The organism is Comamonas trifloxystrobinivorans (genome assembly GCF_043359985.1).
GTDB classification, from domain to species: Bacteria; Pseudomonadota; Gammaproteobacteria; order Burkholderiales; family Burkholderiaceae_C; genus Comamonas; species Comamonas trifloxystrobinivorans.
The window spans coordinates 24,422-38,035 of sequence record NZ_JBHZGV010000015.1 but is presented as its reverse complement, the minus strand read 5'-3'; the positions used below and the strand labels follow the sequence as shown (position 1 = coordinate 38,035).

Here is a 13,614-nt window from a genome sequence, read left to right as displayed (position 1 = left end):
TCCAGCGTTGGCAGCTATTGTTTTTAGAGAATAGAACACCATGGAAACCATTCTGCAACATGTTCCCGTCGGCCAGAAGGTCGGCATCGCCTTCTCCGGCGGCCTGGACACCTCGGCCGCCCTGCGCTGGATGAAGAACAAGGGCGCGCTGCCCTACGCTTACACCGCCAACCTGGGCCAGCCTGACGAAGAAGACTACGATGCGATCCCCCGCAAGGCCATGGAATATGGCGCAGAGAAGGCCCGCCTGATCGACTGCCGCACCCAGCTGGCCAACGAAGGCATTGCCGCCATCCAGGCTGGCGCCTTCCACATCTCCACCGGTGGCATCACCTACTTCAACACCACGCCGCTGGGCCGCGCCGTGACCGGCACCATGCTGGTGGCTGCGATGAAGGAAGACGATGTCAACATCTGGGGCGACGGCTCGACCTTCAAGGGCAACGACATCGAGCGTTTCTACCGCTACGGCTTGCTGACCAACCCACAACTGAAGATCTACAAGCCCTGGCTGGACCAGCAGTTCATCGACGAGCTCGGCGGCCGCACCGAGATGTCCGAGTTCCTGATCAAGGAAGGTTTCGGCTACAAGATGTCGGTCGAAAAGGCCTACTCCACCGACTCCAACATGCTGGGCGCCACGCACGAAGCCAAGGACCTGGAGCACCTGAACAGCGGCATCCGCATTGTCAACCCGATCATGGGCGTGGCTTTCTGGAAGCCTGAGGTCGACGTCAAGGCCGAAGAAGTCTCGGTCACCTTCGAAGAAGGCCGCCCCGTGGCCCTGAACGGCCAGCGCTATGACGATCCCGTGGCCCTGTTCCTCGAAGCCAACCGCATCGGCGGCCGCCACGGCCTGGGCATGAGCGACCAGATCGAGAACCGCATCATCGAAGCCAAGAGCCGCGGCATCTACGAAGCCCCCGGCATGGCCTTGCTGCACATCGCCTACGAGCGCCTGGTGACCGGTATCCACAACGAAGACACGATCGAGCAGTACCGCGTCAACGGCCTGCGCCTGGGCCGCCTGCTGTACCAAGGCCGCTGGTTCGACCCGCAAGCCATCATGCTGCGCGAAACCGCCCAGCGCTGGGTGGCCCGCGCCATCACCGGCACGGTCACGCTGGAGCTGCGCCGTGGCAACGACTACTCGCTGCTGAACACCGAATCGCCCAACCTGACCTACGCGCCCGAGCGCCTGTCGATGGAAAAGGTGGAAGACGCGCCTTTCAGCCCCGCCGACCGCATTGGCCAGCTGACCATGCGCAACCTGGACCTGATGGACACCCGCGACAAGCTGGCCATCTACACCCAGACTGGTCTGTTGACCGCAGGCGGCGTCAACGCCCTGCCCCAACTGGGCGGCAGCAAGAAGTAAGGTTCAACGGGGATCTCCCGGGGCCGCAAGTGCCGTGGCGAAGCCATCGCAACGCATGTGCCGGGAGTCTTCGTTTTGAGGTGGCGATATGAACCCGTATGCTTTGTTGCTGGGGCTTGCCGTACCCAGGTACTGTCTGCACCCCAGACGCCGCGCCTACGGGTCCATTTCGCCATTGGGGCGAGCAATTCCTGCACCCACTTCACTGCATAGTGTCGTTGCTTGAATACCTGCCCGTTAAGGCGTTAAGGTATTGCCTTCCCCGGAAATCCGTTTGGAACCGGAAGTAAGCTGCTGATCTAGCGCAAGCACCCTTTGAAACCGCTGCCCTGGCAGCGGTTTTTTTGTGCCAACCGCAGCCGCCAAGTTCGAATTTGTAGGATAAAAACCTGCTTTCATGCCCGGCGCAACAGCACCTGCAGCTAGCAAAAACGAAGTGTTACCCCTACTGCCGGCATAAGGGCTACAGTGGGGCCTGCATAAAAAACCCTCTCAGGATTTCCCGATGACCCGAATGATGTCTGCCGCCCGCCGCCACGCCGTGCTGGCTTCTGTTTTCGCCGCTGCCAGCCTGTCGGCCGCCCACGCCGCCGACAAGGCCGAAGCAGCTCCTGCTGCGCAGGAAGCCGCGCCCGCCGGCGAGCCGCAAGGCCTGCCAGCGCCCAATGCCGCCGCTGAAAAAGCCCTGGGCCAGCGCTTCCAGGCCCTGTTTGCCGCCTTCGAAGGCAAGAGCGCCATCCCCGACAGCAAAAGCTTCACCGAAGACTTCAACCAGCAAGTGAACGCCGATCAGATGAAGCAGGTGTTCCAGCAAGTGCACCAGCTCGCCGGCAACAACTGCCGTATCGTAGGCCAAGTGCCCAGCCCCGTGTCTTATGCCGGCAGCTACTTGCTGCAGTGCGAAAAGGCCTATGTGCCCATGGACATCTCGGTGGAGGAAAAGGCGCCTTACCGCGTGCAAAGCCTGTTGATTCGCCCTGGCTTTATGAAAAAGTAAGCCCGTCGGTATCACCGCTCATTTCGTCAGATTGCCAAAATAATTTGACGATATAAGCAAATACCTATCGGTAATTTCCCCGGTGGTGCGTAAAAATTGACGCTTTCGCGTTAGTTTTCGCACCACTTGGCCATTTCAGCTGGCAATAATGCGTACACTTTTGCCGCTTTGCTGGCAAATCACAAAAGGCTGTCATCGGGCTGCCACAAGCAACCGTTAAGCCCCTACGCTTGATTGCAAAGCGCCAGCTGGTGCCGCTAGCATGCTAGCCACCTTATCAACTTTTGGATCCAAGGATTCACCCATGCGCAAGACCTTGCTCGCTGTTGCGGTGGCCGCTATCGCTGCCCCCGCTTTCGCTGCCGACCTGAAAGTGGCAGTTGACCCGACCTACGAACCATTCACCTACAAAACCCCGCAAGGCGAGGTCACTGGCTTTGACGTGGATATCGCCAAGGCCGTGTGCGAGCAGATCAAGCGCAAGTGCGTGTTTGTGGAACAAGTCTGGGACAGCATGATCCCCGGCCTGCAAGCCAAGAAGTACGACGTGATCGTGTCGTCGATGTCGATGACCGACGAGCGCCGCCGTGTGGTGGATTTCAGCGACCGCTACTACAAGACGCCCAGCGCCGTGGTGCTGAAGAAATCGGCCGAATACACCGGCCCCGCTTCGGCCAAGGGCCTGAAGATCGGCGTGCTCAAGGGTTCCACCCAAGAGAAGTGGGCCATGGGTGAGCTCAAGCCCGCAGGCGCTACCGTGATTCCTTACGAAGCCCAGGACCAGGTGTATCTGGACATCAAGTCCGGCCGCCTCGACGGCACCGTGGCTGACAAGGTGGAAGTGCATGGCGGCTTCCTGCGCAAGCCCGAAGGCGCTGACTACGGCTACAAAGGCGCTGACCAGTACGAAACCAAGTACTACGGCGACGGCATCGGCATCGCGCTGCGCAAGAACCAGGGCGACCTGAAGAAGCAGATCAACGAAGCCATCAAGACCATCCGCAGCAATGGCACCTACAACACCATTGCCAAGAAGTACTTCGACTTTGATCCCTACGGCAACTGATCACTGCCAGGCCCTGCACGCCACGCGGTGTTGCAGCGGCACTCGTCAGGGGTAACACCATGCGGCGCGGCATTCCAGGCTCTTACACTGGAACGCGCCGCAATTGCATTGCCTGCGAGCCTGCCCCAGGCAGGGCGCAGCCTGTTACCGCACCCGGACGACCCGGCACGGCCAGCGCTACGGCGCCGTGCCCGTGCTGAAGGCAAACAACTATGAGTGAATATTTCCAATCGATCCTGATCGGCTCGCTGCTTACGGTGGCCGTATCACTGGCATCGGTGTTCACAGCCACCATCCTGGGGCTGCTGGGTGCCAGTGCCAAACTCTCGGGCAAGCGGCCGCTGGTATGGCTGGCCACGCTGTACACATCGGTGGTGCGCGGCATCCCCGAGCTGGTGATGATGCTGCTCATCTTCTACGGTGGCGCCATCGGCATCAACACCTTGCTCGAGAAAATGGGCAGCGAGCAAAGCGTCGATCTGAACCCCTTTGTCGCCGGCTCGCTCACCATCGGCTTCATCTACGGCGCCTATATGACGGAGACTTTCCGCGGCGCCATCCTCGCCATCCCCAAGGGCCAGATGGAAGCGGCCTGGGCCTTTGGCATGAGCCCGTTCAAAACCTTTGTGCGCATCACCTTGCCGCAAATGGTGCGCTACGCGCTGCCCGGCTTTACCAATAACTGGCTGGTACTGATCAAGGCCACGGCCCTGGTCAGCCTGATCGGCTTGCAGGACATGACGTATCTGGCCAAGCAGGCCAGCGCCGCTGCCCGCCAGCCCTTTGTCTTCTTCTTGTTTACCGCCGCTCTGTACCTGATCTACACCTCGGCCTCGCTGTGGGCTCTGCGCCGTCTGAACGCGCGCTACAGCCTCGGAACGGAAAAGGTGCAGTTATGAATTGGGAAGTCATCTTTCAGCCAGACACCCTGGCTTTGTACGGCGAAGGTCTGGTCACCACGCTCAAGCTGCTGCTCTCCAGCTTGGCCATTGGCGCCGTGCTCGCCATCTTGGGCGCGCTGGCGCTGGTCAGCCGCTCGTGGCTGCTGCGCAAAGTGGTGGGCGCCTTTACCTATTTCATGCGCGGCACGCCGCTGCTGATTCAGGTCTATCTCATCTACTACGGCTTCTCGCAGCTCGAATGGGTGCAGGCACGCTGGGACGAAATCTGGCCCTGGACCTATTTCAAAGAGCCGTTCTTCTGCGCCTTCCTGGCCTTCACACTGAACACCGCCGCCTACACGGCCGAGATGCTGGCCGGTTCGATCCGCGAAACCAGCAAGGGCGAAGTGGAAGCCGCGCGCGCCATGGGCATGAGCCGCTGGCAGCTGATGCGCCGCATCGTCATGCCCAGCGCCATCCGCCGCACCCTGCCTGCTTACAGCAACGAAGTGGTGATGATGCTGCACTCCACCAGCCTGGCCTCTACCGTGCCTTCGCTGGTCGATCTGACGGGCGCCGCCAGCCGCATCTACTCCGACTACTACCTGCCGTTCGAAGCCTATATCGCCGCTGCCGTGGTGTACCTGTGCATCACCTTCATCCTGATCGGCATCTTCCGCCTGGCAGAGCGCCGCTTCCTCGGCTACCTGGCTCCACGCAAGGCCTAAGACATACGCACAAAAGCATTGAAATGAACGCATCGAACTACAAACTGCAGGCACTCGACATCCACAAAAGCTACGGCAGCAACGCCGTGCTCAAGGGCGTGTCGGTCAGCGCCTGCCCGGGCGACGTGATCAGCATCATCGGCAGCTCCGGCTCGGGCAAATCCACCTTTCTGCGCTGCATCAACCTGCTCGAACACCCGCAGCAAGGCCGCATCATCGTGGCCGGCGAAGAGCTCAAGCTTGCGCCCGCCCGCAACGGCGAGCTGGACGCGGTCGACGCCAAGCAGCTGCAGCGCCTGCGCACCAAGCTGGCCATGGTGTTCCAGCACTTCAACCTGTGGGCGCACATGACGGTGTTGCAAAACATCATCGAAGTGCCCGTCAACGTGCTCGGCATCAGCAAGGACGAGGCCGTGGCCCGCGCCCGCAAGTACCTGCAACTGGTCGGTCTGGAAGGCAAGGAAGACAGCTACCCCAACCACATGAGCGGCGGCCAGCAGCAACGCGTGGCCATCGCCCGCGCGCTCGCCGTTGAGCCCGAGGTGATGCTGTTTGACGAACCCACCTCCGCGCTCGATCCCGAGCTGGTGGGCGAAGTGCTGCGCGTGATGCAGGTGCTGGCCCAGGAAGGCCGCACCATGCTGGTGGTGACGCACGAAATGGGCTTTGCCCGCGAGGTGTCGAACCACGTGGTGTTTCTGCACAAGGGCGTGATCGAAGAGCAAGGCAACCCACGCGAAGTGCTGGCCAACCCCAAGAGCGAACGCCTGGCCCGCTTTCTCTCGGGCAACCTCAAATAAGCGGGGGCACAAGGCTCTGCATTCAGCGCCTTGCGTACCAACCCAAACGCCTCCTCGGAGGCGTTTTTTCATGCCCAGGCACAAAGCGAAATCTGCACCAACTTGGCGGTGCAAATGCGCGGCCTCTGCCCGTAGTTAAGGCAAGCTCTTGCGCAGTTCCGCCACTTCGGCGGGGCTGATCGGGTTGTTGTAGTTGTTGCCAAAATGGGTGCGCACATAGTTCACCACATTGGCCACCTGCTCATCGTCGAGCCGCTCTTGGAAGGGCGGCATGGCGTGCATGCCACGCAGCACCACCACGGCCACATAAGCACTGGCGCTGATGCGCACGCTGTTGGCCAGTGGCGGGTAAAAGCCGGTGCCTGTAGCCCCTTCTCCCTGGGCCATGTGGCAGGCCTGGCAGACAGCGGTGTAAATCTGCGCGCCCTCGCGCGCCGAAAAAACCGAGCGTGATTCCGAGAAGCGCTGCATCAGCTCCCGTGTATGCGCGTCGCTGATGGCCAGCGGCGATTCAGTCGCCTTGGCGCGCTCGGCCGCCAACTGGCTGGCACTCGGGTTTTGCTGCACCGGCGGCGTATAAGGCGGCGCCAGTGGCTGCCGGTTCTGGGCCATGGCGCTGCAGCCCAACAGGCCCAGGCTCAGCGCGGCCAACAGGCGTCGGGGAAGGATGTGGATCAACATGGGTAGGCTCCTCTGTCAGTGGCAGCAGTGCTCGCCCTCAAACCGCCGTGGCCTTGGCTTGCAGGCGCTGGATGGCGTCGAGCGACGACAGCACCGCGCCCTCTTGCCAGCCTTCCACGTAAGAGACATGTTCTCCGGCCAGCACGATGCGGCCGTCGATAGGCGTGAGGTGGTCGTAGTGCTGGCGGCGCATGTCCTCGGCCCAAAAAGCGCGGCAGCCGAGCATCCACGGAATGCGGTGCCAGGCCATCGAGAAGCCGTTGCGAAACTCCTGCTTGTACTGCGGGTGAATCTGCGCGCCATATTCCAGCGCTACGCGCATGCGCTCGCTCGGCGTCATCGAGCTGAAGGTGAAGGCATTGGTGGTGTTGACCGCGTAGGCGCCCAGCAGCACGGCCGGTCCCTTCTTCATGTAGTTGTACGAGGGGTACGAGATCTGCTGGATAGGCAAATCGGTATAGGTCACACCGCCGTAGATGCGCTCATCGTCTTCCCAGAAACGGCGGTTGAACTCCAGCCCCACGCGGAAGGCCGAGGTATACGGCAGGTTGCGCAAAGCCATGCGCATCTGGTTGTTCACCTGGATATCCATCTGCGCCAGGATCGTGGCAGGCAAGGTGCAAACGCACCAATCGGCGCGCACTTCCTGGCTCTTGCCGGGCTCGCGCGTGTCTTCAAAGCGCACGGTAACCGCGCTATCGCTTTGCGCGATCTGCGTCACCCGCGAGTTCAGGCGGATCACGCCGTTCAGCGATTGCCCCATGGCTTCGGTCAGCCTGTCCATGCCACCCTTGGGCACGAACATCACGCTCTGGGTCAGCATTTCGTCGAACACGCCCAGATGCCCCCAGAGCTTGGAGCTGAGCAGATCGGACAGCCCGATGGGCTCCGACGGCTCGGGCTTGGCCATCTGCCCGCCCGCAGGCGACACCGCAAAACCGCGCCGGTTGCTCACCGCCCGGCTCTTGACGTAGCGGTACTGGTTGTCCAGCACACCCCAAGCTTTGAGGTTGGCCAGCAGGCTCTCCTTGTCGGCCACCGTCACCGCCTGGTCCAAAGCACCCTGGCTGGTGGCCTTGGCCAGCAGCTCAGAGACATGGCCGCGCACATCCGACATCACCTCGCGGTAGCGCTTGGGCTTGCCACCAAAGGCCTGGCTGTCGTGCAGATAGGTGTTGTTGTTGAACTGGTTGAAAGGCTCCAGCTCCACGCCGAATTCCCGGTAGTAATCGAGCAGGCCGGCATGGTGGTAAGGCACGCGCCAGGCGCCCACTTCCAGCATGTTGCCGGGCGCGAACTGCACGGTCTGCGTGGTGCCATCCATCTCGGTGATGCGGTCGCCGCCGCGCACCGTCCAGACCCGGCCACCCACGCGGTTCTGGTATTCGAGAATCTGCACCTGGTAGCCAGCTCGGCGCAGCTCGTGCGCAGCGATCATGCCGGCCAGGCCCGCCCCCAAAATGACCACCGACGCACCAGGCTTGGCGCCTTGCAGGCGGATCGGGCCCTGGTAGGTGGACTGGGCGGCCAAACCCATCGACATCATGGCGTGGTACATGGCCGTGCCGCCACCAATCTTGCCGATCATCGACAGCAGCTGGCGCCGGCTGAGCCCGTTTGGGTCTGTAGTGTCCATGAAAGCAACTCCCTAGCGTGTACAAGGACAGTCTAGAAACCTAGGCCCTCACCGAGAAATTGCCAATTTTCTGCACTGCATGTAGGTGCAGCGCCCACGGTCTGTCAGGTTTTCAGAAAGGCCAGAAAATCGGGATGAAATACACGCCCAGCAGCCAGAAAATCAGGTTCAGCGGCAAACCCACCTTGAGAAAATCCGTGAACTTGTAGCCCCCCGCGCTGTAGACCATGGTGTTGGTCTGGTAGCCCACCGGCGTGAGAAAACTGGTGGAGGCCGAGAAGGTGACCGCAATCAAAAACGGCGTCGGGTCCACATCCATCATCTTGGCCGTAGACATGCCAATCGGCGTCAGCAACACGGCGGCGGCCGAGTTGCTCATCAGCTCTGCCAGCAGCAAAGCCATCAGGTACATCACGGCCAGCACCACATGCGGCCCCATATCGCGCACCAGGCCAATCGTGTTGTCGACGATGAACTCCGCCGCGCCCGAGGTACTCATGGCCACGCCCAGCGGCAGCAGGCCAGCCATCAGCATGATGATTTTCCAATCCACCACCTCGTAAGCCTCGTCGGCCTCCACGCAATCGGCCACCACCATGGCCAGCGCGCCCAGCAGCGCGGTGATCGCAATCGGGGCCAGGCCCAGGGCCGATGTGCCAATGACAGCCACCATCACGCCCAGCGCAAAAGGCGCGCGCCAACCCTTGGGCTTGGGCGCATCGCGCTCGGTCAGCACCACCACTTCCTTGCTCTTGCGCAGCCGGCCCATCTCTGACTCGGGCAGCAGCACCAGCAAAATATCGCCCACCGACAAGCGCACCTTGCCAATTTTTTCGCGCAGCACCTGGCCGCGCCGCTGCACGCCCAGCACCACATATTCCTGGTTGCGCCAGCTGCGGTTGATGGCGTTGAGCGTGCTGCCGACGATACGCGAATTGGGCGCAATCATCACCTCGGTCACCACCTGCTCGCCCTTTTCCTCCAGCTCCTTGGCCTTGAACTCGTAGGCCGGGTTGATCTCCAGCCCGGTCTTATTCTTCAAATCGAGCAGATCCGACCAGTCGCCGCGCGCCAGCAGCACATCGCCCTCTTGCAGAATCTGCGCCCGCGGCGAGATGATCATCTCCTTGCCACGCAGCAGCTCCAGCACGTAAACGCCATAGGTCTCGCCCAGCTTGGCATCGCCCACCGAAGTGCCGATCAGAGGCGATTTCTCCATCACCCGCAGCTCGGTCAGATACTTGCCCAGCTCGTAATGCGCCTCAAGCTGGCTGTTGCTGGTATCGGGCAGCAGCCAGCGCCCCATCGTCAGCAAATACACGCAGCCCGCGGCCATGCAGATCACGCCGAGCGCGGTGAACTCGAACATGCTGAAACCGGGGTGGCCCAGGTCTTTGGCGATCGAATTCACAATCAGGTTGGTGGAGGTACCCACCAAGGTACACACGCCGGCCATCTGCGACACGTAAGACAGCGGAATCAGTGCCTTGGAAGCAGCCATGCCCACGCTGGCCGTGGCTGCAATCACGATCGGCATGAACACCGCCACCACCGCCGTGTTGTTGACAAAAGGCGCAATCACCGCCAGTACGGCAAACAAAATCAGCAAAAACTGAAACGGCGATTTCGCCTTTCCGAGCAAGGTGCCTATGCCCGAGAGCGCACCGCTGTTCTGCAAGCCAGCGGCCAGGATGAACATGGCGGCCACCGTCACCGTGGCCGAGTTGCTGAAGCCGCTGAGCGCATCTCCCACACCGACCAGCCCCAGCAGCGTCAGCGAGGTCAGCACCAGAATCGCCACCAAATCCATGCGCAACTTCTCGGTACTGAACAACACCACGGCCACAAAGGCAATCAGCAACACCAACCCGATCTGCAAGCTCATCGCATCCTCACTCTGTTACGGCTTGGGTCAAGCATGCAAGAGCGGGCAAGTGGCCGGTGTAAGAAATATTCTTATCGCCACAGTCGCTCGCACCGACAGCGCCCAGACATGCGCGTGACGCGGTGCTGCCAGCGACTTTCGCTACAGCGCAATGCGCCAGCTGTAGTGCTGCATGTCGAGCATGCGCGCATGGGCCTGTGCCCATGCAGCGCTGCGCTTAGCGGCTGTCGCGCTTGGCTTCGTTCGCACGGGTGCGCGAGCGCGCCGAGGCGTGGATTTTTTTGTTGACCGGCTTGGCCTTGAGCGGGTTCTTGCGGGCTGCCGATGCGGGCATCGAGGTGGGCACCGCGCCCTTGGCCTTGTCGCTGGCCGAGCCACTCACCAGGCTCTTGCCGGCTTTGCCCTTGCTCGCTTTTTTGGGTGCAGCGCTGGTGGCCGATTTTTTGGCCACGGCCTTGCGCACGGCTTTGACCAGGCCAGTCACCGATTTGGTGGCCGGCTTGCTGGCTGCTTTCTTGGCCGCTTTCTTGGCGGCAGACTTGGTGGCTGTTTTGCCTGCTGCCTTGGTTGCGGTTTTGGCAATGGTTTTGGCTGCGGTTTTGGCCGCGGTTTTCTTCACTGCTGTTTTGCTGGCGGTTTTTTTGACGGCCGTCTTGCCGGCTGCAGCGCGGTTGGATTTGGCGCCACGCGCTTGCACGGCGTCCAGCGCCTCATCGGCGGCCGAGCGCTTGGAACGTGCCAACTGGCGCGCCGTGGTGCCCTGGGTGCCACGCATGGCGATGTCTGCACCACCGCTGGCACGCACACTGCCAGTGCGTTTGCTGGCAGCAGCTTTGGCGGGAGCTTTCTTTTTGGCGGGCGCGTTTTGCGCTTTTTCCAGCTGTGCTTCAAAGCGCGACAGCACTTCCTGCATCACCTCGGCCTTGACTTCGGTGCGTGCGTTCTCACCACCCATGGGCTTGCGCGCGGTGGCCGGGCTTGCGCCCGTACGCACCACCTGGCGCTGGTGCAGATCGCGAAACTTGTTGCGCAGCGCACGGGCGCGTTTGATTTTGGCTTCCAACTGGCGCACCGTGAAAGCCTTGATGGCAGTGGCTCGGCTGGCCTGGAACAGCTCCAGCTCGGCCTGGGTCAGCAGACTTTGTACTTGGCGGGTGGTGTAGCTCACGGCATCTCCTTGGTCACAACGGTTGGCAGCAAACCCAGCGGTTGCAAACAAGGTGCGGATGCTTCCGGCCGTGCCTGCGCTGGCAGCTTTGACTTGGCATTTTTCTCCAGCACCCAGCCCACGCCGTGTCAGCCAATACCGCGCATTGCATAGCGCGAATGCTCACAAAATTGAGTTGCAGCATGCCACACCCTTACCGCTCGGTGCGCTGCAACAGAGCAGCACCAAGCCATCACTGAGCCTTCAACGCGCCTGCGTTTGGCGATCCCTGGTGTCGATGTTCGGATAATTCTCAAAAGTCTTTTTCACCCGCTCGCGCAGCCAGATGATGGCCGGATCGTGGTGAAAACGCGGGTGCCAATGCTGGTTCAGCGGAAAAGGCGCAATCGCCACCGGCGGCTCGAACGAGCGCACCACCTGCAATTGCGTATACACATCGGCCAGCGCTTGCGGCACGGTGGCGAGCAGATCGGGGTGGCGGTCCATCAGCAGCGGCACCATCAGAAAGTGCGGAGTGATCACCGAGATATTGCGCCGCACGCCTTGGCTCTCCAGCGCAATGTCGTAGCTTTCGGTGGTGCGGCCGGTGAGCGAAACCACTACGTGCGGCAAGCTCTCGAACAGCTCGCGCGTCATCTCGGTGCCCACTTTGCTGTTGCGCACGCTGGCGATGGTGCGGAACTCGTGCAGAAACAGCCGCTGCTGGTACAGGCCTTTGGGTGCCGCGCGGATGGAGCCCAGCGCCAGATCGGCCTCACCCGTGGCCAGCAGGTTTTCGATCTGCTCTACAGGCACTTGCAAGGTGCGTAGCGTGCATTGCGGCGCCTCGCGTTTGAAGCGCTCCAGCAGCGCGGGCAAAAACACCAGCTCGCCCATGTCCGTCATGCAGATGGTGAAAGTGCGTGTGGCGGCCGCCGGGTCGAAAACCGCACCGGGCAATATGTTGCGGCGCACGCTGGTCACCACATCAACAACGGCCGGGCGCAGGCTGGCCGCTTTGTTGGTGGGCTCCATGCGAGTGCCAACCTTGACAAACAGCGGGTCGTCAAAAAACTGGCGCAGCCGGTTGAGGGCGTGGCTGGTGGCGCTCTGGGTCAGGCCCAGCGCGTCGGCAGCCTTGGTCACGCTGCCTTCGCGCAGCAGCGCATCAAACACCAACAGCAAGTTCAGATCGAGAGGCGGTGCATGCATGGCCTGCATTCTAGGCATGAACTGGCGTTTGTTGATGCATGACAACCCTTGCCCTAGATTGGAGGCATAAGGCCCGCAGAGGCCGGTTCAGACACCAAACAGGAGACCCCACCATGTTCATCAAAAACACCTGGTATGTAGCAGCCTGGGACCACGAAGTCACCAAGGAAGGCATGTTCAACCGCACCATCATCGGCGTGCCCGTGCTGATGTACCGCAAGCAGGACGGCGAGATCATCGCCCTCGAAGACCGCTGCTGCCACCGCGGCGCACCGCTGTCGGTGGGCCGGCGCGAAGGCGATTGCGTGCGCTGCATGTACCACGGCCTGAAGTTCGATGCCAGCGGCCAGTGCGTCGAGGCGCCCGGCCAGACGCGCATCCCCATTCAGGCCAAGGTGCGCACTTTCCCGGTGGTCGAGAGCCACCGCTGGATCTGGATCTGGATGGGCGATCCCGAGCTGGCCGACCCGACCCTCATCCCCGACACGCAGTGGCTCGACCACCCGGACTGGCGCAGTCTGGACGGCTACATCCACTACGACGTGAACTACCTGCTGATCTGCGACAACCTGCTCGATTTCTCGCACCTGCCCTTTGTGCACCCCACCACGCTGGGCGGCGGCGCAGATTACGCGGCCCAGCAGCCCAAGGTGGAGCGCCTGGAGAACGGCGTACGCATCACGCGCTGGGCCATCGGCATCGACCCACCGCCGTTTGCTACAGCGGTCAAAGACTGGGCCGGCAAGGTGGACCGCTGGAACATTTACAACTTCACCCTGCCCGCAACACTGCTGATGGATTCGGGCATGGCGCCCACCGGCCAGGGCGCGCAAGAAGGCAACCGCGAAGGCGGTATCGAGTTCCGTGGCTGCCAGGCGATCACGCCCGAAACCGAAAATTCCACCCACTACTTCTTCGCCCACCCGCACAACTTCGCCATCGACAAGCCCGAGGTCACCCAATCCGTGCACCAGGCCGTGGTGGATGCGTTTGACGAAGACCGCGACATCATCACCGCGCAGCAAAAAAGCCTGGCGCTGGCCCCCGATTTCAAGATGGTGGCCTTTGGCATTGACTCGGCGCTGAACCAGTTCCGCTGGATTGTCTCGCGCCGCATCGAGCAGGAAGCAGCCGAAGCCGCCCTGAAAAAAGCCGCCGCTGCGCCCGCCGCCGCCACTGCCAACCCACAAACTGCGGGGTAAA

Annotated in this window: 12 protein-coding genes; 7 read left to right on the top strand and 5 right to left on the bottom strand. The window is 61.8% G+C overall.

The annotated features are described in order from the left end of the window. The first annotated feature begins 40 nt into the window (after positions 1–40). The 6 genes from argG (at position 41) to ACFIQF_RS18605 (ending at position 5,850) form a co-directional block, all read left to right on the top strand. Positions 41–1,378: an argininosuccinate synthase gene (argG, locus tag ACFIQF_RS18630; RefSeq protein WP_393945144.1), complete on the top strand. Its 1,338-nt coding sequence runs from the start codon at positions 41–43 to the stop codon at positions 1,376–1,378. 505 nt (positions 1,379–1,883) lie between these two features. Further along, positions 1,884–2,375, top strand: a complete 492-nt coding sequence (locus tag ACFIQF_RS18625) for a hypothetical protein (RefSeq protein ID WP_393945143.1) — start codon at positions 1,884–1,886, stop codon at positions 2,373–2,375. A gap of 304 nt (positions 2,376–2,679) precedes the next feature. Continuing rightward, a complete protein-coding gene (locus tag ACFIQF_RS18620) occupies positions 2,680–3,441 on the top strand; it encodes a transporter substrate-binding domain-containing protein (protein WP_393945142.1) in 762 nt (253 codons plus the stop codon). A gap of 212 nt (positions 3,442–3,653) precedes the next feature. Then, complete coding sequence (locus tag ACFIQF_RS18615) at positions 3,654–4,340, top strand: ABC transporter permease (protein WP_393945141.1); 687 nt, start codon at positions 3,654–3,656, stop codon at positions 4,338–4,340. Then, positions 4,337–5,050 (top strand): ABC transporter permease, encoded by a 714-nt coding sequence (locus ACFIQF_RS18610; RefSeq protein ID WP_393945140.1) that lies wholly within the window; start codon positions 4,337–4,339, stop codon positions 5,048–5,050. The genes ACFIQF_RS18615 and ACFIQF_RS18610 overlap by 4 nt, the downstream gene beginning before the upstream one ends. Positions 5,051–5,073: 23 nt before the next feature. After that, positions 5,074–5,850 carry an ABC transporter ATP-binding protein gene (locus tag ACFIQF_RS18605; RefSeq protein WP_393945139.1) on the top strand — a complete coding sequence of 259 codons (777 nt, stop codon included), beginning with the start codon at positions 5,074–5,076 and terminating at the stop codon, positions 5,848–5,850. 135 nt (positions 5,851–5,985) lie between these two features. On the opposite strand, the gene ACFIQF_RS18600 is transcribed toward ACFIQF_RS18605, so the two are convergent. The 5 genes from ACFIQF_RS18600 to ACFIQF_RS18580 all read right to left on the bottom strand — a co-directional run bounded on the left by ACFIQF_RS18600 (position 5,986) and on the right by ACFIQF_RS18580 (position 12,411). Continuing rightward, a complete protein-coding gene (locus tag ACFIQF_RS18600) occupies positions 5,986–6,531 on the bottom strand; it encodes a c-type cytochrome (RefSeq protein ID WP_393945138.1) in 546 nt (181 codons plus the stop codon). Positions 6,532–6,568: 37 nt separating this feature from the next. After that, positions 6,569–8,167, bottom strand: a complete 1,599-nt coding sequence (locus ACFIQF_RS18595) for a flavin monoamine oxidase family protein (RefSeq protein ID WP_393945137.1) — start codon at positions 8,165–8,167, stop codon at positions 6,569–6,571. Positions 8,168–8,279: 112 nt separating this feature from the next. Beyond that, positions 8,280–10,052 (bottom strand): SLC13 family permease, encoded by a 1,773-nt coding sequence (locus ACFIQF_RS18590; RefSeq protein WP_393945136.1) that lies wholly within the window; start codon positions 10,050–10,052, stop codon positions 8,280–8,282. 217 nt (positions 10,053–10,269) lie between these two features. Beyond that, positions 10,270–11,220, bottom strand: coding sequence for a hypothetical protein (locus tag ACFIQF_RS18585; RefSeq protein ID WP_393945135.1), 951 nt, complete (start codon positions 11,218–11,220; stop codon positions 10,270–10,272). Between the two features lie 243 nt (positions 11,221–11,463). Continuing rightward, positions 11,464–12,411 carry a LysR family transcriptional regulator gene (locus tag ACFIQF_RS18580; RefSeq protein WP_393945134.1) on the bottom strand — a complete coding sequence of 316 codons (948 nt, stop codon included), beginning with the start codon at positions 12,409–12,411 and terminating at the stop codon, positions 11,464–11,466. Between the two features lie 113 nt (positions 12,412–12,524). On the opposite strand from ACFIQF_RS18580, the gene ACFIQF_RS18575 reads away from it, so the two are divergent. Beyond that, complete coding sequence (locus ACFIQF_RS18575; RefSeq protein ID WP_393945133.1) at positions 12,525–13,613, top strand: aromatic ring-hydroxylating dioxygenase subunit alpha; 1,089 nt, start codon at positions 12,525–12,527, stop codon at positions 13,611–13,613. Position 13,614: the final 1 nt, after the last annotated feature.

What these genes read in the sequence shown, in the direction of transcription:
- ACFIQF_RS18615 (WP_393945141.1), top strand. Translation starts at nt 3,654, where the DNA reads ATGAGTGAATATTTCCAATCGATCCTGATCGGCTCGCTGCTTACGGTG.
- ACFIQF_RS18610 (WP_393945140.1), top strand. Translation starts at nt 4,337, where the DNA reads ATGAATTGGGAAGTCATCTTTCAGCCAGACACCCTGGCTTTGTACGGC.
- ACFIQF_RS18575 (WP_393945133.1), top strand. Translation starts at nt 12,525, where the DNA reads ATGTTCATCAAAAACACCTGGTATGTAGCAGCCTGGGACCACGAAGTC.
- ACFIQF_RS18595 (WP_393945137.1), bottom strand. Translation starts at nt 8,167, where the DNA reads ATGGACACTACAGACCCAAACGGGCTCAGCCGGCGCCAGCTGCTGTCG.
- ACFIQF_RS18620 (WP_393945142.1), top strand. Translation starts at nt 2,680, where the DNA reads ATGCGCAAGACCTTGCTCGCTGTTGCGGTGGCCGCTATCGCTGCCCCC.
- ACFIQF_RS18605 (WP_393945139.1), top strand. Translation starts at nt 5,074, where the DNA reads ATGAACGCATCGAACTACAAACTGCAGGCACTCGACATCCACAAAAGC.
- ACFIQF_RS18590 (WP_393945136.1), bottom strand. Translation starts at nt 10,052, where the DNA reads ATGAGCTTGCAGATCGGGTTGGTGTTGCTGATTGCCTTTGTGGCCGTG.
- ACFIQF_RS18580 (WP_393945134.1), bottom strand. Translation starts at nt 12,411, where the DNA reads ATGCATGCACCGCCTCTCGATCTGAACTTGCTGTTGGTGTTTGATGCG.
- ACFIQF_RS18625 (WP_393945143.1), top strand. Translation starts at nt 1,884, where the DNA reads ATGACCCGAATGATGTCTGCCGCCCGCCGCCACGCCGTGCTGGCTTCT.
- ACFIQF_RS18600 (WP_393945138.1), bottom strand. Translation starts at nt 6,531, where the DNA reads ATGTTGATCCACATCCTTCCCCGACGCCTGTTGGCCGCGCTGAGCCTG.
- argG (WP_393945144.1), top strand. Translation starts at nt 41, where the DNA reads ATGGAAACCATTCTGCAACATGTTCCCGTCGGCCAGAAGGTCGGCATC.